Annotated in this window: 20 protein-coding genes; 9 read left to right on the top strand and 11 right to left on the bottom strand. The window is 70.6% G+C overall.

Annotated features, from left to right (window positions below):
- Nucleotides 1-14 precede the first annotated feature (14 nt).
- From RT054_RS06535 to RT054_RS06515, 5 genes are all read right to left on the bottom strand, one after another.
- Entirely contained in the window at nt 15-620 is a 606-nt protein-coding gene (locus RT054_RS06535) for a universal stress protein (protein ID WP_313022667.1), read from the bottom strand.
- Nucleotides 621-809: 189 nt separating this feature from the next.
- Nucleotides 810-1,472, bottom strand: coding sequence for a response regulator transcription factor (locus RT054_RS06530; protein WP_312720655.1), 663 nt, complete (start codon nt 1,470-1,472; stop codon nt 810-812).
- 99 nt (nt 1,473-1,571) lie between these two features.
- Nucleotides 1,572-4,643: a bifunctional [glutamine synthetase] adenylyltransferase/[glutamine synthetase]-adenylyl-L-tyrosine phosphorylase gene (locus RT054_RS06525; RefSeq protein ID WP_313022665.1), complete on the bottom strand. Its 3,072-nt coding sequence runs from the start codon at nt 4,641-4,643 to the stop codon at nt 1,572-1,574.
- On the bottom strand, nt 4,643-5,980 hold the full coding sequence (locus tag RT054_RS06520) for a glutamine synthetase family protein (protein WP_313022664.1): 1,338 nt from the start codon (nt 5,978-5,980) through the stop codon (nt 4,643-4,645). The genes RT054_RS06525 and RT054_RS06520 overlap by 1 nt, the downstream gene beginning before the upstream one ends.
- A 14-nt stretch (nt 5,981-5,994) precedes the next feature.
- Nucleotides 5,995-6,594, bottom strand: a complete 600-nt coding sequence (locus tag RT054_RS06515) for a hypothetical protein (protein WP_313022663.1) — start codon at nt 6,592-6,594, stop codon at nt 5,995-5,997.
- A 377-nt stretch (nt 6,595-6,971) separates the two neighbouring features.
- Here RT054_RS06515 and RT054_RS06510 point away from each other — a divergent pair, with 377 nt between their 5' ends.
- On the top strand, nt 6,972-7,379 hold the full coding sequence (locus RT054_RS06510; protein WP_312720660.1) for an SRPBCC domain-containing protein: 408 nt from the start codon (nt 6,972-6,974) through the stop codon (nt 7,377-7,379).
- Between the two features lie 137 nt (nt 7,380-7,516).
- Here the strand turns inward: RT054_RS06510 and RT054_RS06505 are convergent, their stop codons facing one another.
- Complete coding sequence (locus RT054_RS06505; RefSeq protein ID WP_312720662.1) at nt 7,517-7,702, bottom strand: methionine aminopeptidase; 186 nt, start codon at nt 7,700-7,702, stop codon at nt 7,517-7,519.
- Nucleotides 7,703-7,839: 137 nt separating this feature from the next.
- Nucleotides 7,840-9,090, bottom strand: a complete 1,251-nt coding sequence (locus RT054_RS06500; RefSeq protein ID WP_313022661.1) for an amidohydrolase family protein — start codon at nt 9,088-9,090, stop codon at nt 7,840-7,842.
- Between the two features lie 126 nt (nt 9,091-9,216).
- On the opposite strand from RT054_RS06500, the gene RT054_RS06495 reads away from it, so the two are divergent.
- Nucleotides 9,217-12,321, top strand: a complete 3,105-nt coding sequence (locus RT054_RS06495; RefSeq protein WP_313022660.1) for a Tn3 family transposase — start codon at nt 9,217-9,219, stop codon at nt 12,319-12,321.
- Nucleotides 12,321-12,725, top strand: coding sequence for a hypothetical protein (locus RT054_RS06490; RefSeq protein WP_006590985.1), 405 nt, complete (start codon nt 12,321-12,323; stop codon nt 12,723-12,725). Before RT054_RS06495 ends, RT054_RS06490 begins: the two co-directional genes overlap by 1 nt.
- Nucleotides 12,726-12,770: 45 nt before the next feature.
- Here RT054_RS06490 and RT054_RS06485 read toward each other — a convergent pair whose 3' ends face one another.
- Nucleotides 12,771-13,160 carry a heavy metal-responsive transcriptional regulator gene (locus RT054_RS06485; protein ID WP_006590984.1) on the bottom strand — a complete coding sequence of 130 codons (390 nt, stop codon included), beginning with the start codon at nt 13,158-13,160 and terminating at the stop codon, nt 12,771-12,773.
- Between the two features lie 105 nt (nt 13,161-13,265).
- On the opposite strand from RT054_RS06485, the gene merA reads away from it, so the two are divergent.
- Together merA and merB are read left to right on the top strand one after the other, a co-directional pair.
- Nucleotides 13,266-14,690: a mercury(II) reductase gene (merA, locus tag RT054_RS06480; protein ID WP_313022658.1), complete on the top strand. Its 1,425-nt coding sequence runs from the start codon at nt 13,266-13,268 to the stop codon at nt 14,688-14,690.
- 67 nt (nt 14,691-14,757) lie between these two features.
- The gene (gene merB / locus RT054_RS06475) at nt 14,758-15,417 is read left to right on the top strand and encodes an organomercurial lyase MerB (protein WP_313022657.1); all 660 of its coding nucleotides are present in this window, start codon (nt 14,758-14,760) and stop codon (nt 15,415-15,417) included.
- 246 nt (nt 15,418-15,663) lie between these two features.
- On the opposite strand, the gene RT054_RS06470 is transcribed toward merB, so the two are convergent.
- Together RT054_RS06470 and RT054_RS06465 are read right to left on the bottom strand one after the other, a co-directional pair.
- Entirely contained in the window at nt 15,664-16,266 is a 603-nt protein-coding gene (locus tag RT054_RS06470) for a cadmium resistance transporter (RefSeq protein ID WP_016997609.1), read from the bottom strand.
- Nucleotides 16,263-16,622 (bottom strand): helix-turn-helix transcriptional regulator, encoded by a 360-nt coding sequence (locus RT054_RS06465; protein WP_006590980.1) that lies wholly within the window; start codon nt 16,620-16,622, stop codon nt 16,263-16,265. Before RT054_RS06465 ends, RT054_RS06470 begins: the two co-directional genes overlap by 4 nt.
- Before the next feature lie 193 nt (nt 16,623-16,815).
- Here RT054_RS06465 and RT054_RS06460 point away from each other — a divergent pair, with 193 nt between their 5' ends.
- From RT054_RS06460 to RT054_RS06445, 4 genes are all read left to right on the top strand, one after another.
- Nucleotides 16,816-17,412 carry a recombinase family protein gene (locus RT054_RS06460; RefSeq protein WP_006590953.1) on the top strand — a complete coding sequence of 199 codons (597 nt, stop codon included), beginning with the start codon at nt 16,816-16,818 and terminating at the stop codon, nt 17,410-17,412.
- A 7-nt stretch (nt 17,413-17,419) separates the two neighbouring features.
- Entirely contained in the window at nt 17,420-18,817 is a 1,398-nt protein-coding gene (locus RT054_RS06455; protein ID WP_313022656.1) for a Mu transposase C-terminal domain-containing protein, read from the top strand.
- 105 nt (nt 18,818-18,922) lie between these two features.
- Entirely contained in the window at nt 18,923-19,681 is a 759-nt protein-coding gene (locus tag RT054_RS06450) for an AAA family ATPase (protein WP_270409614.1), read from the top strand.
- 185 nt (nt 19,682-19,866) lie between these two features.
- Complete coding sequence (locus RT054_RS06445) at nt 19,867-20,436, top strand: recombinase family protein (protein ID WP_313022653.1); 570 nt, start codon at nt 19,867-19,869, stop codon at nt 20,434-20,436.
- 160 nt (nt 20,437-20,596) lie between these two features.
- Here the strand turns inward: RT054_RS06445 and RT054_RS06440 are convergent, their stop codons facing one another.
- Complete coding sequence (locus RT054_RS06440) at nt 20,597-21,838, bottom strand: IS256 family transposase (RefSeq protein ID WP_006590949.1); 1,242 nt, start codon at nt 21,836-21,838, stop codon at nt 20,597-20,599.
- Nucleotides 21,839-21,997 lie beyond the last annotated feature (159 nt).

The following is a 21,997-nucleotide window of genomic DNA, read 5'->3' as shown; positions in this document are numbered from 1 at the left end:
GCGCGTCCCGAGGCTCACACGCCTGCGTGGTGCGGCCGGTCGGCGTCGGCGGCCCGGCGCCCGGCGCGGTCGACGATCCGACGCCCACCGCGGTCGACGTCGTCCAGGGGCGCTGCCACGGGCGGGGAGGCAGCCGGAGCGGCGCCCGGGGCGGCGGCCTCGGTGGCCTCGGTGGCCCCGGAGGTGGGCACGGGCGGGACGACTCCCGAGGGGGCGACGTGGACCTCGCACTCGGCGTGGTCGAGGCAGAACCGGGCGAGCCCCGACGGCTCACCGGGGACGTCGGCGCCGACGACGAGCAGTTCCGCGTTGCGGCTCCGGTCGACGAGGAGCGGCCCGGCCTCCCCGACGGCCAACTCGAACGACACGGGGACCCGCTTGGCCTCACGCAAGGCCTTGAGCGCGGCGGCGAACGTGCGGGCACCGTCGGCAGCCCGCTCCGCCTCGCTCGCATGCGGAGCGAGCACCTGGACGAACCGCACTCGGGCTCCGCGGGCGAGCGCCTCACGCACGGCGGCACGGGCCACCGGCGCCGCCGAGGCCCCGCGGACGAGACCGGCGACGACGTCGAGAACGGGTGGGTGTGCCCGATTCGTACGGTCGAGGCGGCCACGATTCATGTCGCCAGACTCTCCGGTAGGCCGTCGCACGGCCCAGGGCCCAAGGTCCCCGCGTGGTGAGGCGGCCCCGGATGTCGCTGTGCGCGGCCGTCACTCGGGAGGTGGGCGGTCAGCGACCTCGGGTGACCCTGCCGTCCCGAGGTGCGGCCCCCGCGGCGGAGACGGGTCGGCCGTCCTCGAGCGCGCCGGTCAGCGGTCGCCCCGGGTGCGGTCGTCGAGTTCGTCGGCGTGCGTGGCGGCGAAGACGGCGGCCTGCGTGCGTCGCTCCATGCCGAGCTTCGCGAGGACGGCCGTGATGTAGTTCTTCACGGTCTTCTCGGCGAGGAACAGTTCCGCGCCGATCTGCCGGTTCGTCATGCCCTTGGCGACGTGGAGCAGGATGCGGCGCTCCTGCGGGGTGAGGCTGCGCAACCGCGGGTCGCCGGGCTCGGGCGCGGCGATGCGCTCCTGGACGTCGGCGACGTCGCTGTCGGCGATGAGCTTCTCGCCCGCGGCGACGCGGCGGACGGCGTCGACGAAGTCCGCGCCGCGGATGTCCTTGAGCAGGTATCCCGAGGCGCCGGCGAGCACCGCCGCGGTGAGCGCCTGTTCGTCGTCGAACGACGTGAGGATGAGCCCGGCGATGTTCTCGTCGAGCGAGCGCACCGTGCGGCAGACCTCGATGCCGGACCCGTCGGGCAGTCGGGCGTCGAGCACGGCGACGTGCGGGCGCAGCGCCGGGATGCGACGGGCGGCCTCCTCGGCCGAGCCCGACTCCCCCACGACCTGCATGTCGTCCTCCAGCTCGAGCAGTTCGCGCAGCCCTCGGCGCACGATCTCGTGGTCGTCGAGCAGGTACACCCTGATCGGCATCGTCACCTCGTCTTCGTCGCCGGACGCCTCGTGGGCGCCGGGTCTTCCCGTTGCGGCTCTACGGTGCCATATCCCGCGCTCGGCTCCACCCACCGCCGTCTATTCGCGGCCGTAGAACAGCCGCTCGGTGACGCTGCGCGCGCGCCGGGCCGCGCGGAGGTAACGCTCCGTCAGCTGGACCCCACTGCCGGGTGGGCCTCCGAGGATGCGGTGGACGGCCTCGGCGTCGCGGGCGTTGGCGGGCACGCTGTCGGTGCCCCGGGACCGCCACAGCACGGTCGCGTTGCGGATCGAGGACGCGAGTCGCCAGGCCTCGGCCAGGGCTGCGGCATCTCCCTCCTCGACGAGTGCGGCTTCCGTGGCCGCCGCGAGGGCGGGCAGCGTGGAGGTGGTCCGCAGGCCCGGCACGGCGTGGGCGTGACGCAGCTGGACGAGCTGGATGGTCCACTCCACGTCGGAGAGACCCCCACGGCCGAGCTTGAGGTGGGTCTTGGGGTCGGCGCCGCGTGGGAGCCGCTCGGCCTCCATGCGCGCCTTGAGACGGCGGATGTCGCGCAGCGCGCTGCCGGCGAGCGCGTCGGCGGAGTAGCGCACCCGGTCGGCCATCGCGACGAACTCCTCACCGAGGGAGACGTCCCCGGCGACCGGCCGGGCCCGCAGCAACGCCTGGTGTTCCCATGCGTCGGACCACCGGGCGTAGTACGTCGCGTAGTTGTCGACGGTGCGGCTGAGGGGGCCGTTCTTGCCCTCGGGGCGCAGGTCGACGTCGATCTCGAGGGCGGGATCGGGGCCGCTGGCGCGGGTCGCGCGGCGCATCTCCTGGACGACCGCGTTGACCGCGGCGGTGACCTCACCGGGGTCGGCGCCCTCGTGGGGACGGTGGACGACGACGAGGTCGGCATCGGAGCCGTACCCCATCTCGCGGCCCCCGAGGCGGCCCATGCCGACGAGCGCGAGGTCCGCCGGCACCGGCGCGCCCCGCTCCGCCGCGACCTTCTCGACGGCGACCTCGAGGGCCACCTCGAGCAGCGCCTCGGCGAGATCGGTGAGACCGACGCCCACCTGGTCGAGGGTGAGTTCGCCGACGAGGTCGGCGAGGGCGATCCGGAACAGTTCCTCGCGCCGCACGACGCGGGCCGCGTTCATCGCCGACTCGGCGTCGTCCTTGCGGGAGACCGCGCTGCGCATCGTGCGGACGATCGCCTCGCGCTCCCGGGGGTGCAGGCCGGTGGCCTCGCCGAGCATCCGCACGGACTCCGGCGCGTGTTCGAGGAGTTCGGCGGTGTAGCGACTCCGGGCGAGGACGTGGGCGAGGCGGTCGGCCGCCCGCCCCTCGTCACGGAGCATCTTGAGGTACCAGGGCGTGCGCCCGAGGGACTCGCTGACCTGGCGGAAGGCGAGCAGCCCCATGTCCGGGTCGGCCTCGTCCGCGAACCAGCCGAGCATCACCGGCAGCAGGGTGCGTTGGATCGCCGCCGTCCGGGAGGGCCCGGCCGTGAGCGCCTCGAGGTGACGCAGCGCGCCCTTGGGGTCGCGGTAGCCGAGGGCCGCGAGGCGGTCGCGTGCCGCATCGGGCGAGAGGCTCGCCTCGTCGCTCGAGAGCTTCGCGACGGCCGCGAGCAGCGGGCGATAGAAGAGGGACTCGTGGATCCGGCGGACCTCGCGGGTCTCCTCGTCGCGCCGCGCGACGGCGGAGGCGGCGGGGTCGGTGCGCATGCCGAGCGAGCGCCCCACGCGTCGCAGATCGGCCTCGGAGGTCGGCATGAGGTGGGTGCGCCGCATCTTGTACACCTGGATGCGGTGTTCGAGGCTGCGCAGCCAGCGGTACGCCTCGGCGAGCCGGGCGGCGTCCTCACGGGCCACGTACCCGCCGGCGACGAGCGCCTCGAGCGCGTCGATCGTGCGCGGCACCCGCAACGAGGCGTCGCTGCGACCGTGGACGAGTTGGAGCAGCTGCGCGCTGAACTCGATGTCACGCAACCCACCGACGCCGAGCTTGATCTCGCGATCCGCCTCGCCGCGGGGAACGTGCGCCTCGACGCGCAGACGCATCGCCTGGACGTCCTCGACGAAGTGGTCGCGGGAGGCGACGTCCCAGACCATCGGCGAGACGACGTCGAGATAGGCCTGCCCGACCTCCGCGTCCCCGGCGGCGACGCGGGCCTTGAGCAGCGCCTGGAACTCCCACGTCTTCGCCCAGCGCGTGTAGTACGCGGCGTGACTCGCGACCGTCCGCACGAGCGGGCCCTGCTTGCCCTCGGGGCGGAGCGCGGCGTCGACCTCCCACAGCGAGCCCTCGCCCGTGTGCGCCGAGCACACCTTCATCATCGCCGTCGCGAGGCGGGTGGCCGAGGCCATCGCCTCCGCCTCGGTGCACTCCGCGGCATCCGGCGACGTCGCACCGTCTCCGGACCCGTGACCGCCCGTGGCGGGTTCGGCGACGAAGATGACGTCGACGTCGGAGATGTAGTTGAGCTCCCGGCTGCCGCACTTGCCCATCGCGATGACGGCGAGGCGGCAGCGCGCCGCGTCCTCGGGGTGGTCCTCCGCTGCCACGGCGAGGGCGGCCTCGAGCGCCGCGCCCGCGAGGTCGGCGAGGGCCTCGGCGGTCGACGCGAACACGGCGAGGGGGTCGACCGCGACGAGGTCCAGCGCCGCGATGCCGAGGAGTTGGGCCCGGTAGCCGATCCGCAGCGCGTCGGCGCCCGAGCACGCTCCGCGTGCGGCGGGCGAGACCGCGGCCACGAGGTCGGCCACCCGCGCGCCGGCGTCGAGCCTGCGGGGATGGGCGGCCTCCCGCCAGTGGACCGGATGCCGGGCGAGGTGGTCCCCGAGGGCCGCCGAGGCGCCGAGGACAGCGAGGAGCCGGTCGCGCTCGTCGCTGTGACGCGCGAGCACGGCGCGCAGCGCGGGGAGTTCGGTCCGGGGGTCCAGACCCGGGTTCGATCCGGTCGTGGGCCGGGCCGCGGCCTCGAGCAGCCGCACGACGGCGGTGAGGGCGAGATCGGGGTCGGCGGTGTGGGCGATGGCCCGGAGCAGGCCGGTGCCGTCGTCCTCGGTGTCGACGAGGTCGGCCAACACCGGGGAGGAGGCGAACGTGCGGGCCCGACGCGTGTCGTCGAAACCCAGCCGGGCGAACAGACCGGTCGAGGACTCGGGACGTGCCGACATCAGAGGATCGGCAGGAGGCGTTCGAGTTCGAACGGGGTGACCTGGGCTCGGTAGTCGGCCCACTCGCGCCGCTTGTTGCGGAGGAACACGTCGAAGACGTGCTCCCCGAGGGCCTCGGCGACGAGGTCGGACTTCGCCATCGCCTGGACGGCCTCGTCGAGCGAGGACGGCAGCGGCACGATGCCGAGGGAGTGCCGTTCGCCGTCGGTGAGGCTCCACACGTCGTCCTCGGCCTCCTCCGGCAACTCGTACCCGTTCTCGATGCCGGCGAGCCCGGCGCTCAGCATCACGGCGAACGCGAGGTAGGGGTTGCAGGCCGGATCGATCGTGCGGACCTCGATGCGGCAGCTGTTCTCCTTGCCCGGCTTGTACAGCGGGACGCGCACCATGGCGCTCGAGTTGTTGTGACCCCAGCAGATGTGCGCGGGTGCCTCGCCGCCGCCCCACAGCCGCTTGTAGCTGTTGACCCACTGGTTGGTGACGGCCGTGATCTCGGACCCGTGGCGCAGGAGACCGGCGATGAACTGCCGTCCCATGCGGCTGAGCTGGTAAGGCGCGCCGGCCTCGTAGAAGGCGTTGTGGTCACCCTCGAACAGCGACAGGTGGGTGTGCATGCCCGAGCCCGGGTGCCCCGAGAGCGGTTTGGGCATGAACGAGGCATAGCACCCCGCCTTGGCCGCCACCTCCTTGACGACGGTGCGGAACGTCATGATGTTGTCCGCCGTCGACAGGGCGTCGGCGTAGCGCAGGTCGATCTCGTTCTGTCCGGGCGCGCCCTCGTGGTGGCTGAACTCCACCGAGATGCCCATGGATTCGAGGATGCCGATGGCCTCGCGGCGGAAGTCCTGCCCGCGTCCGTCGGCGACGTGGTCGAAGTACCCCGCCTGGTCGATGGGGCGAGGTGGCGCGCCGGGCACGATCGGCGGCTCGAAGAGGAAGAACTCGATCTCGGGGTGGGTGTAGAACGTGAACCCCATGTCGGCGGCCCTGTCGAGCGCGCGACGCAGCACCTGGCGGGGGTCGCCGGGGCTCGGAGAGCCGTCGGGGTTGGCGATGTCGGCGAACATCCGTGCGGTCGCGGGCGGGTCGCCGCGCCACGGCAGGGCCTGGAACGTCGCGGGGTCGGGCTTGACGAGCATGTCCGCTTCGGTGATGCGGGAGAACCCCTCGATGGCCGAGCCGTCGAAACCGAGGCCTTCCTCGAACGCGCTCTCGAGTTCCGCCGGCGCCACCGCGACCGACTTGAGGGTGCCGACCACGTCGGTGAACCACAACCGGATGAACCGGATGTCGCGTTCCTCGATGGTCCTCAGCACGTATTCCTGTTGCCGATCCATGGCCCAATCCTGCCTCATCGACCCTCCTGCGTCTCAGGCGACGCACCATCGTGCGCCCCCTCGTCGGCCTTGAGCGACGCGGTCTCCCGCACGGTCCGCCGTGTCTCCCGCCCTCGCCGCCCCGTGCCCGACGTCGACCCGTCCGGATCGGGCGGGGCTCCGGGCCCGAGCGCGACGCCCAGGAGGAACGTCCAGGCCGGCAGGCCCGTCACGAGGACGACGAACACCCACACGAGGAGGGCCACCCCGAGCGTCGAGGAGGTCTCGACCCCCGGCTCGGCCGGCTCGAGCATCGCCGTCACGACCGCGACGACGCCCATCGCGAGGATCGTCACGAGGGAGACGAGCGCCGCGTACCACCACCGGGCCGCGCGTCCCCGCCAGACCTCGCCCCGTCGGGTGGCGTGGTGGATCGCCGTCGTCCCGGCGACGACGAGGACGACGAACACCGGCAGGGCGAGCAGATCGGTCGTGCCCGGGGCGAGGTCGTCGAGGCCCCCGAGGGCGAGGGTCATGACGCCGGCGCCGGCGAGCAGGGACACGGCGAGGACGCCGGCGGTCCGCCACGCCACCCCACTCCAGGTTCTCGACCTCACGGCGTCGATCGCGCCCATGGCCACCTCCTTCGGAGCCACATCGTAAGGACCCCGATCCGTTCGGGCCGGAACGTCCGACCAGCGGGCAGGGTCGGTCGATCAACCCGAATCCCGATGCCGCCGAGCGACCCTCGAAGGACGCCCGCGCGGCGCGCGCGGTGGGACCGCTCCCGGGTCGGGCCTCGACGGGCGGGCCCCGGGGCCGTCACGCGCCGTCCCGCCACGAGGACGGGGCCCGAGAGGGCGCCGGGGGCCGCGAGGTCGTCTCGCGTGTCGAGAACGAGGGGATTCCGGGCCCAAAGTCATGGACGCCGAGCCGCTCCGGATGGTCTCGTGGTGGGACGAGCATCCCCCGTCGAGGGACGGCCTCGACGGGATGTCAACGAGGAGGTTCCATGTCTCTTCAGCACGACACGGAGGCGACGTCGCCCGCTGGCGATGACGCGATCGAGGTCGTCCAGAACGTCCCCCGCCCCGTGGGCGAGGTCTGGGCGCGGCTCACGACCCGGGAGGGCATCGAAGCCTTCCTCGGCGAGGGCGCGACCCTGGGCGCGAAGGGCGACCCGTGGCACGCCGCCGACGGCACCCGCGGCGTGACCCGTAGTTACCACCCCGAAGAACAGATCCGCGTCTCCTGGCACGCGGACGAGGATGCACCGGCCACCCTGGTCGACCTGCAGATGAAGCCCGACGGCGACGGCACCCTCCTCACCCTTCGCCACGAGCATCTCGACGACTCGGCCGACCGTTCCGACCTCCAGCGGCGGTGGGACGCCGCTCTCCACCGGCTCACCGAGGTCTGAGTCACCCGAGACCGGCCGACGACGCCGCCCACGACACACACGACAGCGGGTCCGCACCCCCGGGGTGCGGACCCGCTGTCGTGTGTCCGGGCCGCGGACGCGCCGGCTCGTCTCCGGCCGAGTCACCCGCCTGCCGCTCAGCCCTCTTCCTCCTCGCGGCGACGGCGGTCCTCCTCGTCCCAGGCCTCGGTGCGCGCCGCGGCGCTCTCGAGGGCGTTCTGGGCGGCCTCGCGCGTCGGGTACGGGCCCATGAGGTTGTCCTTGCGGGAGGTGTGTTCCTCCTCCTCGACCTGGCCGGTCGCGATGTTGTACCAGAACGGCATGGTGATCCCGCCTCTCGTCGTGAACGTCTCCGCCGGCACCCTGAGCCGGCCCGCGCTGCCAGTGTGTCTCGTGAACCGTCGTCCGCGCGAGGGATGACGCGCCCCTGTGCGGCAGGCCCCGCCCGGGTGAGGTCGCCTCACCCGTGAACGAGCCGCCCGGCCACGACGGTGGCCGCCACGCGGGTCTCGCGCAGCGCGGCGGAGGCCTCGCGGGAGGTGATGGGGATGGCGAGGGGGTCACGGTCGAGGAGGAGGACGTCGCCGCGTGCGCCGGGGGCGAGGGTGCCCTGCCCGTCGGTCGAGTCGGCGAGGGCCTCCGCGGCGGTGAGCGCCTGCTCGGGGTGCAGGGGGTCGCGGGCGTCGGCCGAGCGGTGGACGGCGGCGGCGATCTCCAGCCACGGGTCGAGCGGGGAGACCGGCGCGTCCGAGCCGAACCGCAGCGCGACGCCCGCCTCGCGCATCGTCCGCAGCGCGAAGGTCCGGTCGAGCCGGTCGGGCCAGCACTGCACGCTGACGTCGCGGTCGTCGAGCAGGTGGGCCGGCTGGACCGAGGCCCGGATCCCGAGCGCGGCCATCCGCGGCACGTCCCCCCACCGGATGAGCTGGACGTGCTCGACCGAGCCGCGGGCCCCGGTCGCCTCGAACGCGTCGACGGCCTCCCCGACCGCTCGATCCCCGATCGCGTGCACGGCGACCTCCAGGCCCGCGCCGTGGGCGCGGGACAGCAGCGCGAGGAGTTCCGCGGGCGGCACGTTCTGGACCCCGCACGGGTCGGCGAAGTCGGCGCCGTCGGCGAAGGGCTCGCAGCAGTAGGCGGTCCGGGTGTTGAGCGAACCGTCGCTGATGATCTTGAGCGGCCCCATCTCGAGCAGCCCACCGCCGCCCGGCAGGCGTGCCCCGCTGCGCAGCCCGGCCCCGAGCACGGCCTCGAGACCCTCGGCGTACGTCGCGGTGCGGACCCGGACCGTGTCGACCGGCGAACCGTGAGCACCGCCGAACCGGCGCGGCCAGGCCCGGAAGGAGTCGCTGAACTCCATGTCGACGACGCCGGTGATCCCGGTGGCGTTGATTCGGGCGACGACGTCGGAGTACCGCGCCTCCATCGCCGCGGTGACTCCCGGGAGCTCCATGAGCTGCGGAAACACCCCGAACCACTCGGCCTCCTCGATGACGCCCGGCCGGTGGGCCACGCCGAGGAGGTCCACCGCGCGCGTGTTCGCCCAGCCGTGGTGACCGTCGCCGCTGATGAGGACGACCGGGTGCGCCCCGCTGACCTCGTCGAGCTCGGCGACCGACGGCTCGCGCGACCACGTCGCCGAGCGGTGCCCCCACCCCTGGAGCGTCTCCCCGGGAGCGAGGTGTCGCAGTCCGGCCGCACCATCGAGCACGCCTCCTCGGGTGAGCGGGCCGCCGACGTGTCGAGCCGCATCGACATCGGGGTCGAGGAGGATCGGAACAGGATTGAACGCTAGGCGGGTGCCGGGTGGGCTGGCCTACGGCTAGGTTCTTCGCCCATGCCGGTGGAGTTCTTGAGCGATGAGCAGGTGGCGGCGTTCGGCCGGTTCAACGGTGTTCCGTCGGGGCCAGAGCTGGAGCGGTTCTTCTTCCTCGACGACGCGGATCTGGATCTGATCGCGAAGCGACGGAACTCCCACAACCAGCTGGGCTTCGCGCTGCAGCTGGGTACGGTGCGGTATCTCGGCACGTTCTTACCGGACCCGCTCGAGGTGCCGTGGACGGTGGTGGACTACCTCGGGGCTCAGCTGGGGATCGAGGACCCGTCGGTGGTGAAGCGCTACACGGAACGATTGCCGACCCAGCATGAGCATCGGCGGGAGATCCGCGACTTGTACGGCTTCCGGGACTTCTCCGACCCCAGTGTGGCGGCCGGGCTACGGGAGTTCGTGGCAGGCCGTGCATGGACCCATACCGAGGGCCAGTTGGCGCTGTTCAATCAGTCGGTGGCGTGGCTGCGTCGGCATCGGGTGCTGCTGCCGGGAGCGAGCGTGTTGGCGCGACTGGTCGCGAGTGTCCGAGAGGATGCCACGGACCGGATGCACCGGACCCTTGCCGCGGCCGCGGCCGGTGCAGATCCGGCGATGCCCGGGAGGTTGCTGGGCTTGCTCCGGGTCGCCGATGGGCAGCGGTTCTCGGAGTTGGAGCGGCTGCGTCGGTCACCGACGCGGACGTCGGGGAGGGCGATGACCGCGGCGATGGACCGGGTCTCGGATGTGTTGAGCGTGGGTGCGCGGGCTGCGGTGACGCCGACGGTGCCGCCGAGCCGTCTGGTCACGTTGGCGCGGTACGGGCTGACCGCGAAGGCGCCGGCTATCAGGTTGCTGGCCGAGCCACGGCGGACCGCGACGCTGTTGGCCACGGCTCAGGCGTTGGAGACCGCGGCGGTCGACGATGCGCTGGACTTGTTCGACGTGTTGATGGCGTCCCGGTTGATCAGCGCGGCGAGGCGATCGTCGGCCTCGGAGCGTCTGGCGTGGATGCCGCGTCTTGAGAGGGCCTCGGTGACGCTGGCCCGTACGGCGCGGGCGTTGCTGGACGCACTGGACGAGGCTGACGCCGGCGGACAGCTTGATGTCGCGGCGGCGTGGGCCGTGGTCGAGCGGGTCGCCCCCCGTGAGCAGGTCACCGCTGCCGCGGCCCTGGTCGACGAGCTGGTACCGGACGACTATTCGGGTGAGGCCGCGATGCGGGAGGCCCTGGCCGCCAAGTACGGCGTGGTTCGTCCGTTCCTGGAGTCGCTGGCCGAGGCGCTGCCGCTGCAGGCCACTCCTGCGGGCCAGGACCTGTTGCGGGAGGTGCGCCGGTTGCCGGACCTTGCGCGGCGCCGGACGTCGGTGCGGCCGTTGACCCATGCCGACGTTGCCGAGGCTGTGGTGATGCCGGCGTGGCGCCGGGCGGTGTTCACCAATCCTGACCTGCCCGCGGGTGCGGTCGATCGTGACGCCTACGTGTTGTGCGTGCTGGAGCAGCTGCACCGGGCACTTCGCCGCCGCGACGTGTTCGCGGCCCCGTCGCTGCGCTGGGCCGACCCCCGAGCGCGGTTGCTCGACGGCACCGCCTGGCAGGCTGTCAGCGGCGAGGTCCTGACCGGCCTCGGCCTGACCGACCCAGTCGACGAGCACCTGGCCGATCTGGCCGCCGCGCTGGACATCGCGTGGCAGACCCTGGCTCAGCGGCTCGAGGCGGCCGGCCCCGATGCCAGCGTCCGGATCGTGCCGGCCGGAGCCGAGGGCAGGGTGCGGCTCTCGGTCGAGCGGCTGGAGGCGATCGGGGAACCATCCTCACTGAGCGAGCTGCGTGCGACGGTCGCAGCGATGCTGCCGCAGGTCGACCTGCCCGAGTTGTTGTTGGAGGTGCAGGCGTGGACGGGGTTCCTCGACGAGTACGTCCACGTCGGTGAACTCGGCACCCGGATGGAGGATCTGCCGGTGAGCGTGGCGGCGCTGCTGGTCGCCGAGGCCTGCAACGTGGGACTGACCCCGGTCACCAAGCCGGCGGTGCCGGCGCTGACCCGCGACCGGCTCTCCCACGTCGACCAGAACTACCTGCGCGCCGAGACCCACTCTGCGGCCAACGCCCGGCTCATCGAGGCCCAGGCCGGTGTCGGTGTGGCCCAGCTGTGGGGCGGTGGCTTGATCTCCTCGGTCGACGGGCTGCGGTTCGTGGTGCCGGTGCAGACGATCAACGCCGCCCCCAGCCCTCGCTACTTCGGGCTGCGCCGCGGCGTGACCTGGCTGAACGCGGTCAACGACCAGGTCGCCGGCATCGGCGCCGTCGTCGTACCGGGCACGATGCGCGACTCGCTACACATTCTGGACGCACTGCTGAACCTCGACGCCGGGCCGAAACCGGACATGGTGGCCACCGACACCGCGTCGTACTCCGACATCGTGTTCGGGCTGTTCCGGATGCTCGGCTACCGGTTCTCCCCGCGAATCGCTGACCTTTCCGACCAGCGGTTCTGGCGGGCCCACCTGCCCGGCGCACCGGCCGGCGACTACGGCCTGGTGAACGGACTCGCCCGGAACAAGGTCAACCTGGACAAGATCCGAGCGCACTGGCCAGACATGCTTCGGGTGGCCGGGTCCCTGATCACCCACCGGGTCCGGGCCTACGACCTGCTGCGGATGCTGGGCCGCGACGGGCACCCGTCCGCCCTTGGGCAGGCGTTCGCCGAGTACGGACGGATCGCCAAGACGCTGCACCTGCTGGCGCTGATCGACCCGGTCGACGAGGGTTACCGGCGTAGCGTGCACCGCCAGCTCACCGTGCAGGAATCCCGGCACCGGCTGGCCCGGAAGATCTTCCACGGCCAACGCGGTGAGCTGCGCCAGTCCTACCGCGAAGGCCAAGAAGACCAGCTCGGCGCTCTCGGCCTGGTCGTCAACGCCGTGGTGCTGTGGAACACCCGCTACATCGACGCTGCTGTGGCGAGTCTGCGCGCTGCCGGGCATGAGCTGTCCGACGAAGACGTCGCCCGGCTGTCGCCGTTGGGCCACGTCCACATCAACATGCTCGGCCGGTACAGCTTCGCTGCCGGGGTCGGGGCCGGGTTGCGGCCCTTGCGTGATCCCGCTGCCGGCGACGAGGACAGCGCCTGATGCGCCGCCGCGATATCGCGGTCGGCGAGGCGTATGCGGTGCGGCCACGCACAAGGGATCGGCTGCCCGCCCGGGTCGTGGTCACCGCACTCGAGACCCGCGCCGTGCGATGGGTCCACAGCGACACTGGTCGTGCAGGCCGCTGTCTCCTCCGCGACCTGCTCGGCCCGTGGGAACCTCACGAGGCCGCAGACCGGCCTGCCAGCGACCTCGTCGACCGGCTCCGGGCACTTCCGCCTGAGCAGCGCTGGTTCGAAGCCGTCCACGTCGGCTACGGCGGCTACGGCGGCTACGGCGGCTATGCCAACTTCGGGGTTGTCGTGCACCTGTCCCTCACGCAGGCCGCGAAGATCACGGCGCCAGGACATGTTTCCCGACCCGCCGCCGGCGTGATTAGGAGTTGACGCACGTCAAGGGCCCACTGGAGCGGTCAGTCGATCTGGTCACTGTTACAGGTAGCGGCAGACCTGGTCGGCGCTGCACGACTCGGGTTCGGGCTGGGCCGCTTGGTCGCGCAGCTCGGCGATGGTGTCGCGCAGCGCGGTCAGCTGGGCGAGCTGTTGCTCGATGTCCGTCAGGCGTGCGTCAAGCAGGTCGCGCACGTGGCCGCAGGGGGCCTGGCCGTGGTCGCGGATGTCGAGGATCTGTCGGATCTGGGCCAGCGTGAGCCCGGCCGCCTGGCCCCGGTGGATGAAGTCGATCCGGGCAACTGCCTCAGGCGTGTAGTTACGGTAGCCGGCCGCGGTGCGCTCGGTCGGCAGCAACAGCCCCTGGTCTTCGTAGAACCGAAGGGTCTTCGTCGTCGTGCCGGCCGTCTCGGCGAGCTCACCGATCCGCATCTCGTTCTCCAATGTGTTGCAGGTCGCAGTTGACCTTCCCCTGTACTGGAAGGTCCAGTATTGCCGCATCGGATGAGTTTCCCAACCAACCGGGGAGGTATCGCGATGGGTTCGGAGTACGACCTGGCCGTGATCGGGTCAGGTGGCGGAGCGTTCGCTGCGGCGATCCGCGCGACCGGGCTGGGGAAGTCGGTGGTGATGGTCGAGCGTGGCACGTTCGGCGGCACGTGCGTGAACACTGGGTGCGTGCCGTCGGAGGCGCTGATCGCTGCCGCTGAGGCACGCCACGTCGCCGGGGACGCGAGCACCCGGTTCCCGGGCATCGCCACCAACGCGGGACCGGTGGACATGCCGGGCCTGGTCCGCGGCAAGCAGGACCTGGTCGAGGCCCTGCGGGGAGAGAAATACGTCGACGTGGCCGACTCCTACGGCTGGCAGGTCCGCCAGGGCGACGCCTCGTTCGCGGGCACCCCGGACGCGCCGCTGCTCCACGTCACCGCACCTGACGGCAGTGTCGAGGTCATCGAGGCCGCCCACTATCTGGTCGCCACCGGCGCGAAGCCGTGGGCCCCGCCGATGAAGGGTCTGGAGGAGGTCTGCTACCTGACCTCGACGTCGGCGATGGAGCTGACCGAGGTGCCGGAGTCGCTGCTGGTGCTCGGCGGCGGGTACGTGGCGCTGGAGCAGGCCCAACTGTTCGCCCGGCTGGGATCGAAGGTGACCCTGCTGGTGCGGTCGCGGCTGGCGTCGAAGGAGGAGCCGGAGGTTTCCAAGACGCTACAGGAAGTCTTCGCCACCGAGGGCATCCGGGTGGTCCGCCGCGCGGTCGCAACCAAGGTCGCCCGTGACGCACCCACGGGGCAGGTTGTCGCCATCGCCGAGGTGTCCGGCGGTGTGCAGGAGTTCCGCGCAGACCAGGTCCTGGTTGCGCTGGGACGGCGTCCGGTCACCGACGGCCTCAACCTCGACTCGGTGGAGGTGAAGACCGGCGAGGCCGGGGAGATCGTGGTCACCGACCAGCTGCAGTCCTCCAACCCGCGGATCTGGGCCGCCGGCGATGTCACCGGGCACCCCGAGTTCGTCTACGTCGCGGCCGCCCACGGCACGCTGGTCGCCGAGAACGCCTTCGCCGCCGCCGACCGGTCGGTGGACTACACCCGACTGCCGAGGGTGACGTTCACCAGCCCCGCGATCGGCGCAGTCGGGATGACCGAGGCCCAGGTACTCGCGGCCGGGATCCGCTGCGACTGCCGGGTCCTGCCGCTGGACTACGTGCCCCGGGCGCTGGTCAACCGCGACACCCGCGGGTTCATCAAAATGGTCGCCAACGCCGAGTCCGGCGAGATCCTCGGCCTGACCGCGGTCGCCAAGGACGCCGGCGAGCTCGCCGCCGCCGGCGTCCACGTCCTGGGCAAGACCATCACCGAGGTCGCCGACGCCTGGGCGCCCTACCTGACCATGACCGAGGGTATCCGGATCGTCGCCAAGGCCTTCAGCACCGACGTCTCGAAACTGTCCTGCTGCGCCTGACCCGCACGCCAGACAGCGCACGCCAGACAGCGCACGCCACCCATCTACCAGAAGTGGAGGAATCGCAATGTCGAACCTCAGCACCGACCTGACTGACCGGCTCACCCGCTCCGAGGAGACCGGCCTCGACCCCGGCCTGCTGATCCCCCTGTTGCGGCTGCTCGTCGACGGCGACCTCGTCACCCTCGACCAGCTCGCCGCCGCATCGGGCCGCCCCCTCGACGACGTACGCCGTGGTCTGGCCGCCGTGCCGGACACCGAGTACGACGACCAGGGCCGGATCGTCGGCCAGGGCCTCACCCTGCGTCCCACCGCGCACCGGTTCACCGTGGCCGGCGAGGAGCTCTACACCTGGTGTGCCCTCGACACCCTGATCTTCCCCGCACTGCTCGAACGCGCCGCGACCGTCGTGTCGACCTCCCCGGCGAGCGGTGACACGATCCGGGTCACCGTCGACCCCACCTCCGGTGTCACCAGCCTCGAGCCGGCCACCGCCGCGGTGTCCCTGGTCAACCCCGACCAGATCAGCTCTATCCGCTCCTCGTTCTGCAACCAGGTGCACTACTTCACCTCCCCCGAGGATGCCGCCGGCTGGCTCGCCGAGCACCCCGAAGCCGAGGTGGTCACGGTGGCTGAGGCGTTCCAGCTCGGCGCCGCCCTCACCGCCGGCCTGCTTGGCCGCCTCCGGGCCGACCACGCCGGGGCCGAGGCCCGCCACTGCTGCTGACACACGGCCGACCACGAGAGCGAGACCACCGATGACATCCAGCCGCGACAACCAACCAGGGGGCGGCGGCCTGCTCATGGCCGCCGGAGCCGGACTTGTGGCTTCGTTCGCTTGGTGGCGGGGTTTTTGCAGCGCTCCGTGGCGGTCTTGTTGCCGTGATCACGCAGGACTGGCTGCAGGTAGGTGTCGCGGTCTGAACCGAGAGGGGTGCGCCCGGTCGGGGCCGTTTGGATCGCTGCCGCTACGTCAGAGTCCGAAGGCTCCGCCGCTGACGAGGATCACGATTCCGAGGCCGATGAGAACGATGGGGAAGAGGATGTGCTCCCAGCGTTCGAGCACTTCGGCGATCGGGGGGCGGGTGGCGACGAACTTTGCCAGGGCCACCAGGACCGCGACGAGCGCGAGGAAGACGATGCAGTAGGCGACTACTGCGAGAGGTTCCACGCTGAGGAAGACAGGGGTGTAGACGCCGATGTTGTCGCCGCCGTTGGCAAGGGTGACGCCTGCGACGGTCCACACGCCGACCTTCTTGCCGGCAACCTTGGCCTCGTCGTCATCGTCGTCATCGTCTCCGCGCCAGGCCTGCCATGCGGCCCAGAGGCCGAGGCCCAGAGGGATGAGACCGAAGTACGGGATGGCTGCCGAGGGCAGGAATGCTCCGGCACCGATGGTCACCAGGACCGCGGCACCGAGGATGCCGGCGAATCCGAGGTACTGGCCGGCCAGAATGCGGGCGGTAGTGCCGCGCTGGCCTGCCCCTCGCGCGAAGAAGAGGGAGAGCACGATGATGTCGTCGATGTTGGTCGCTGCGAACAGGCCCATCGCCTGCAAGACCGAGGTGAGGATCATGCGCCCTCCCCAGCTGCGTCGCATCCGGGAAGCGAGCAGGCGGGATCGATGCACGGGGCGTCTTCGTCCACTGCCAGGGTGGCATCGACCAGTGCCGTCAGCGCCTGCGCCAGGTGCGAATCGGCGATCTCATATCGTGTCCGACGACCCTCGGGCTCGGAGACGACGATCCCGCAATCGCGCAGGCATGCCAGGTGGTTGGACACGTTCGGGCGTGTCAGGTCCAGATCTCGGGCCAGTTCCGCCGGGTAAGCGGGATGGTCGAGCAGGGTCAAGATGATCCGGGATCGAGTGGGGTCGGCCAGTGCACGACCCAGGCGGTTCATCACGTCGAGACGCGAAGCAATAGTCAGCATGGACTGAACTATACAGCGCGCACTGAACACTCGGTCACAGGCGTCAGCCCAGATCGCATGCCCGTAAGGGGAACCCTCACCGGACACCACCGCTACTGATCGAGAGGAACGGCGGCACGCCTGGCGGGCTGTCCCGTAAGACCCGTCCGGTGAACTGTCCGGTGAAGGGAGGCTATATGACACACTGGGGAGCATGTCCCCCTTGAAGGTCGGCTATGCCCGAGTCTCCACCGACGAGCAGGACCTGACCGCGCAGCGTGACGGACTCGCGGCGTTCGGCGTCGATCCCAAGCGCATCTACGTCGATCACGGGCTCACGGGCCGCAACGCCGACCGTGAGGGCCTGCGGCAGGCGCTGGCTGCCTGTCGGGACGGCGATACGTTCGTGGTCACCAAGCTCGATCGGCTGGCGCGTTCAGTCCGTGATGCCCACCAGATCGCCGACGACCTCGCGGCGCGGGAAGTGAAGCTGAGCATCGCCGGATCGGTGTACGACCCGACCGACCCGATGGGGAAACTGTTGTTCAACGTGCTGGCGATGGTCGCCGAGTTCGAAGCCGACCTCATCCGTGCCCGCACCCGCGAGGGGATGAAGGTCGCCAAGGCCAAGGGCCGGCTGCGCGGGAAGTCACCGAAACTCACCCCCCGGCAAGAAGCTCACCTCGTCCAGCTACATGCTGCCGACGAGCACACCGTGGGCGAGCTGGCCGAGCTGTTCAGCGTGGGCCGCTCCACGGTCTACCGCGCCCTTCAGCGCGCCGAGCGCGGGCGCGAGAACGTCGTGCAGTAGGTGCGTCGTGGACGCTCGAGCGCGGTGGCGAATCCTCAGGCTCCACGTCGAGGACCAGGTGCCCCTCGCGCGCTTAGCTCGCGAGACCGATGTAGGGCTGTGGACCCTGGAGCGCTGGCACGCCCGCTACCGCGCCGACGGCTACGCCGGACTGGAGACAGCCTCACGGGCGGACGCCGGCTCCCGCCGCCTTCCGCCCGACCTCGTCGACCTGATCGAGGGCCTGGCACTGAGCAAGCCGCGGCCGGCCATCGCCACGATCCATCGCAAAGTCACGGGCATCTGCGCCGCCCGGAGGTGGCCGGTCCCCTCCTACTCGGTGGTATGGGACATCGTGCGGACCCTGGATCCCGGCATGGTCACCCTCGCCCTGGAGGGCGCAGCGTCCTACCGCGACAAGCACGAGCTGGTGCTACGCCGGCAAGCAGAGCTGCCCAACGCGATGTGGCAATCCGATCACACCATGCTCGACATCCTGGTGGTGGGCACCGACGGCAAGCCCGCACGGCCATGGCTAACAACGATCCTCGACGACTGCTCCCGGGCGGTCTGCGGCTACACAGTCTTCCTGGGCGCACCGTCGGCGATGAACACCGCCCTGGCGCTGCGCCAAGCGATCTGGCACAAGACCGACCCGGCCTGGCCGATGTGCGGCCTGCCCGACGTGCTCTACGTCGACCACGGCAGCGACTTCACCAGTGACCAGCTCGCCCACACCGCCGTCGACCTCCACATCCGACTGATCCACTCCACCGTCGCCCGACCCCAGGGACGGGGCAAGATCGAGCGGTTCTTCGGCACCATCAACACCGAGCTACTCGCCACCCTGCCCGGACACATCACCGAAGGGCACCCCTGGCCGACACCGAAACTGTCCCTGGCCGCCCTCGAAAGCGCCCTGGAGGCGTTCGTGGCCACCTACAACGACCGCACGCACAGCGAGCTCGGAACCTCCCCGCGCAGCGCGTGGATCGCCGATGGCTGGCTGCCCCGAATGCCCGAGAGCCTGGAAGACCTCGACAGACTGCTGTTAACCGTCGCCAAGACCCGCGTCGTGCGCCGCGATGGCATCCGCTTCCAGGGCCTGCGCTACGTCTCGCCAACTCTGGCCGGCTACGTCGGACGCTCGGTCGTGATCCGCTACGACCCCCGCGACATCACCGAGATCCGCGTCTTCGATCACGACGAATTCGTCTGCAAGGCCGTCAACCAAGAGCACCACGACCAGAAGGTCAGCCTCAAGGAGATCCAGGCCGCGCGCAACGCCCGCCGCCGGGCGCTGCGAGCCGGCATCAACGAACGCATCGCCCTCGTGGCCGCACCTACCGAGACGCCACGGATCACCGAAGCACCGGCTCCGGCGCCGAGGTCGGCGTTGAAGATCTACAAGGAGGACCTCAGGTGAGCCAGCGCTTCATCGTCACCAAGGAGCACCGCCGCTTCACCGAGTTCGCCCCAGCGCTTCATCGTCACCAAGGAGCACCGCCGCTTCACCGAGTTCGCCGACGCCGTGCGCCGCGGGCACACCATCGGTTTGTGCTTCGGATCAGCCGGCGTAGGAAAGACACTCTCCGCACGCCGCTACGCACACTACGAGAAGGCTCATGACCTGCTGACCTACTGGGGGCCGCGCTCCGACAACGACGCCAAGATCTACGCCGCCTTGAACCGGAGCCGCACCGTGCTCTACACCCCCAGCGTGCTGACCACCCCGCGGACCCTGAAGGACGAGCTGACCCAAGCCATCACCCGCACCAACATGTGCATCGAGCAGCACCTCGTACCTCCCGGCACGGCCACTCCCGAGGCCTGGGGATGGCGACACGGCAGGAACTACGTGGAGCTGATCATCGTCGACGAGGCCGAACGACTGCGTCCCGCCGCGCTGGAACTGCTGCGCGATCGCTACGACCGCGACGGCATCGCCCTGATCCTGATCGGCATGCCCGGCCTGGAGAAGCAGTTCAGCCACTACCCCCAGTTCTACAGCCGAGTCGGCTTCGCCCACCAGTACCGGCCCCTGGGACAAGACGAACTGCTGTTCGTCCTCGAGCGACACTGGCGATCCCTCGGCAAGACCCTCGACCCCGACGACTTCACCGACGCCCAAGCCATCGCAGCCATCGCACGGATCACCCGCGGCAACTTCCGGCTCCTCGAACGCCTCTTCCCCCAGATCCAGCGGGTCCTGAAGATCAACGAACTCGACACCATCACCAACGACGTCATCGAAGCCGCACAGAGCACCCTGGTCATCGGTGTCACCTGACCCCGCCACGAAGCGACCGAAGAACCCCGCCATTCAGCAGACGAAGTCACAGTACACCCCAACGCCACAGAGCAGCCGGCCACCAAGCAGCGTCAAGATAGAGTCCGTTCGCCGGTTCCTTGACGCTAGTCGGGTGGGTTCATAGAGTCCAACCTGACACATAGGGTCGGGAAGGGCGGGCGGCGATGCGAGTTGGGTACCTCAGGGCCAGCAGCACCGATCAGAACACCGTTCGCCAGCTCGACGGCATCGAGGTCGAGCGCATCTTCGAGGACAAGGGCTCGGGCAAGGACGCCGACCGTCCGAAGCTGGCCGAGATGCTGGCCTTCGTCCGCGACGGCGACACCGTGGTCGTGCACTCGATGGACCGGCTCGCGCGCAACCTCGACGACCTTCGCCGGATCGTGCGAGCCCTGACCGCCCGGGGCGTGCGCGTCGAGTTCGTCAAGGAGAGCCTCACCTTCACCGGTGAGGACTCGCCGATGGCCACGCTGTTGCTGTCAGTGATGGGCGCGTTCGCCGAGTTCGAACGCGCGCTGATCCTGGAGCGCCAGCGCGAGGGCATCGCCGCAGCCAAGCAGCGCGGCGTCTACACCGGCCGAAAGCCCGCCCTGAACGCCGAACAGGCCGCGGACCTGCGTGAACGCGCCGCCGCGGGTGAGCAGAAGTCGGCGCTGGCCAAGGAGTTCGGCATCAGCCGCGAGACCGTCTACACCTACTTGAGGCCCCCAGCAACGGGGCCGAGCACCCGCTGAGCGGACAGCCCGAATTCGGCCGCATCGTCCACAGTAGCCCGCTTGCCGGTGGTGGCACACGTTCCGGCTCGGGACAGCGTCAGGAGTACCGAGCCGTGACGCAGGGCGGTCAAGTCCGCTTGGGTGGTGTACGAGGTTGATCCCTCGGTTGGGGTGTTGGTCAGGCTGTGAGGGCCTGGATTTCGGGTTCGTTCACCTCCTCCATGACGGTGTCCAGGGCCTGGGCTCGGGTGAGGATATCCAGGCCGAGGTAGCGGCGGCCTTCGGCCCATTCGTCGTGCTGTTCGGCAAGGACGGCGCCGACGAGGCGGATGATGCTGGCGCGGTCGGGGAAGATGCCGACCACGTCGGTGCGGCGGCGGATCTCGCGGTTGAGACGCTCGTTGGGGTTGTTCGACCAGATCTGGCGCCAGATCTCCTTAGGGAAGGCGGTGAAGGCCAGGATGTCTGCGCGGGCGTCCTGGAGGTGATCGGCCACGGTGGGCAGCTTGGTGGCCAGGGCCTCGATGACGCGGTCGAACTGGGCGTGTACCGCCTGGGCGTCGGGTTGGTCGTAGATCGAGTGCAGCAGCGCCTTGACCCACCCCCAGGAGGACTTCGGGGTGGCCGCCATGAGGTTGGCGGCGTAGTGGGTGCGACAGCGCTGCCAGGCCGCCCCGGGCAACGTGGCCCCGATCGCGGTGACCAGGCCGGCGTGGGCATCGGAGGTGACGAGCTTGACCCCGCTCAACCCGCGGGCGCTCAGGTCGCGGAAGAACGCGAGCCAGCCGGCGCCGTCCTCACTTGAGGTGACCTGCACACCGAGGATCTCGCGGTGTCCGTCGGCGTTGACGCCGGTGGCGACCAGCACGTGCACCGGAACGACTCGGCCGCCTTCGCGGACCTTGAGCACCAGGGCGTCAGCGGCCACGAAGGTGAACGGCCCGGCCGCGGCCAGGCGCCGGGTGCGGAACTGCTGCACGTGCTCGTCGAGGTCCTTGGCCATCACCGAGACCTGGGACTTCGACAATCCGGTGATCCCCAGGGCTTGCACCAGTTTGTCCATCCTGCGGGTGGAGACCCCGAGCAGGTAGCAGGTCGCTACCACGCTGGTCAGCGCCCGCTCGGTTCGCTTTCGGCGTTCCAGCAGCCAGTCCGGGTACAGCGAACCGGTGCGCAGCTTGGGTACGGCCACGTCCAGGGTGCCCATGCGGGTGTCCAGGTCCCGGTGGCGGTAGCCGTTGAGGGAGTTGACCCGCTCGGGACTGCGTTCGCCGTAGCCGGCGCCGCACACCGCGTCGGCCTGAGCGCCCAACAGGGCGTTGACGAACGTGTTCAGCAAATCCCGCATCAGGTCGGGACTGGCCTGGTCCAGCTGCTCGCGCAGGAAGTGCTCGGGGTCGATACTGGGTACAGCGGTCATCGGTGTGTCCTTCTTCGAGTCGGTTGTGAGAGATCACTCGAAGGATCCACCCGGTGACCGCGCCCACGTCGTAGGCGCGCTCACTCAGGTCCGTCGTACACCACTCTGAATCGCCCCGGGTTTCGTGGAGGCTCGGTTAGTTGGATCCGACCTCGGTGA

The sequence above is a fragment of the Mobilicoccus sp. genome (genome assembly GCF_032060985.1).
Lineage (GTDB): Bacteria > Actinomycetota > Actinomycetes > Actinomycetales > Dermatophilaceae > Mobilicoccus.
Note: the sequence above shows the minus strand (reverse complement) of the source record. Positions and strands in the feature narration are given on the sequence as shown.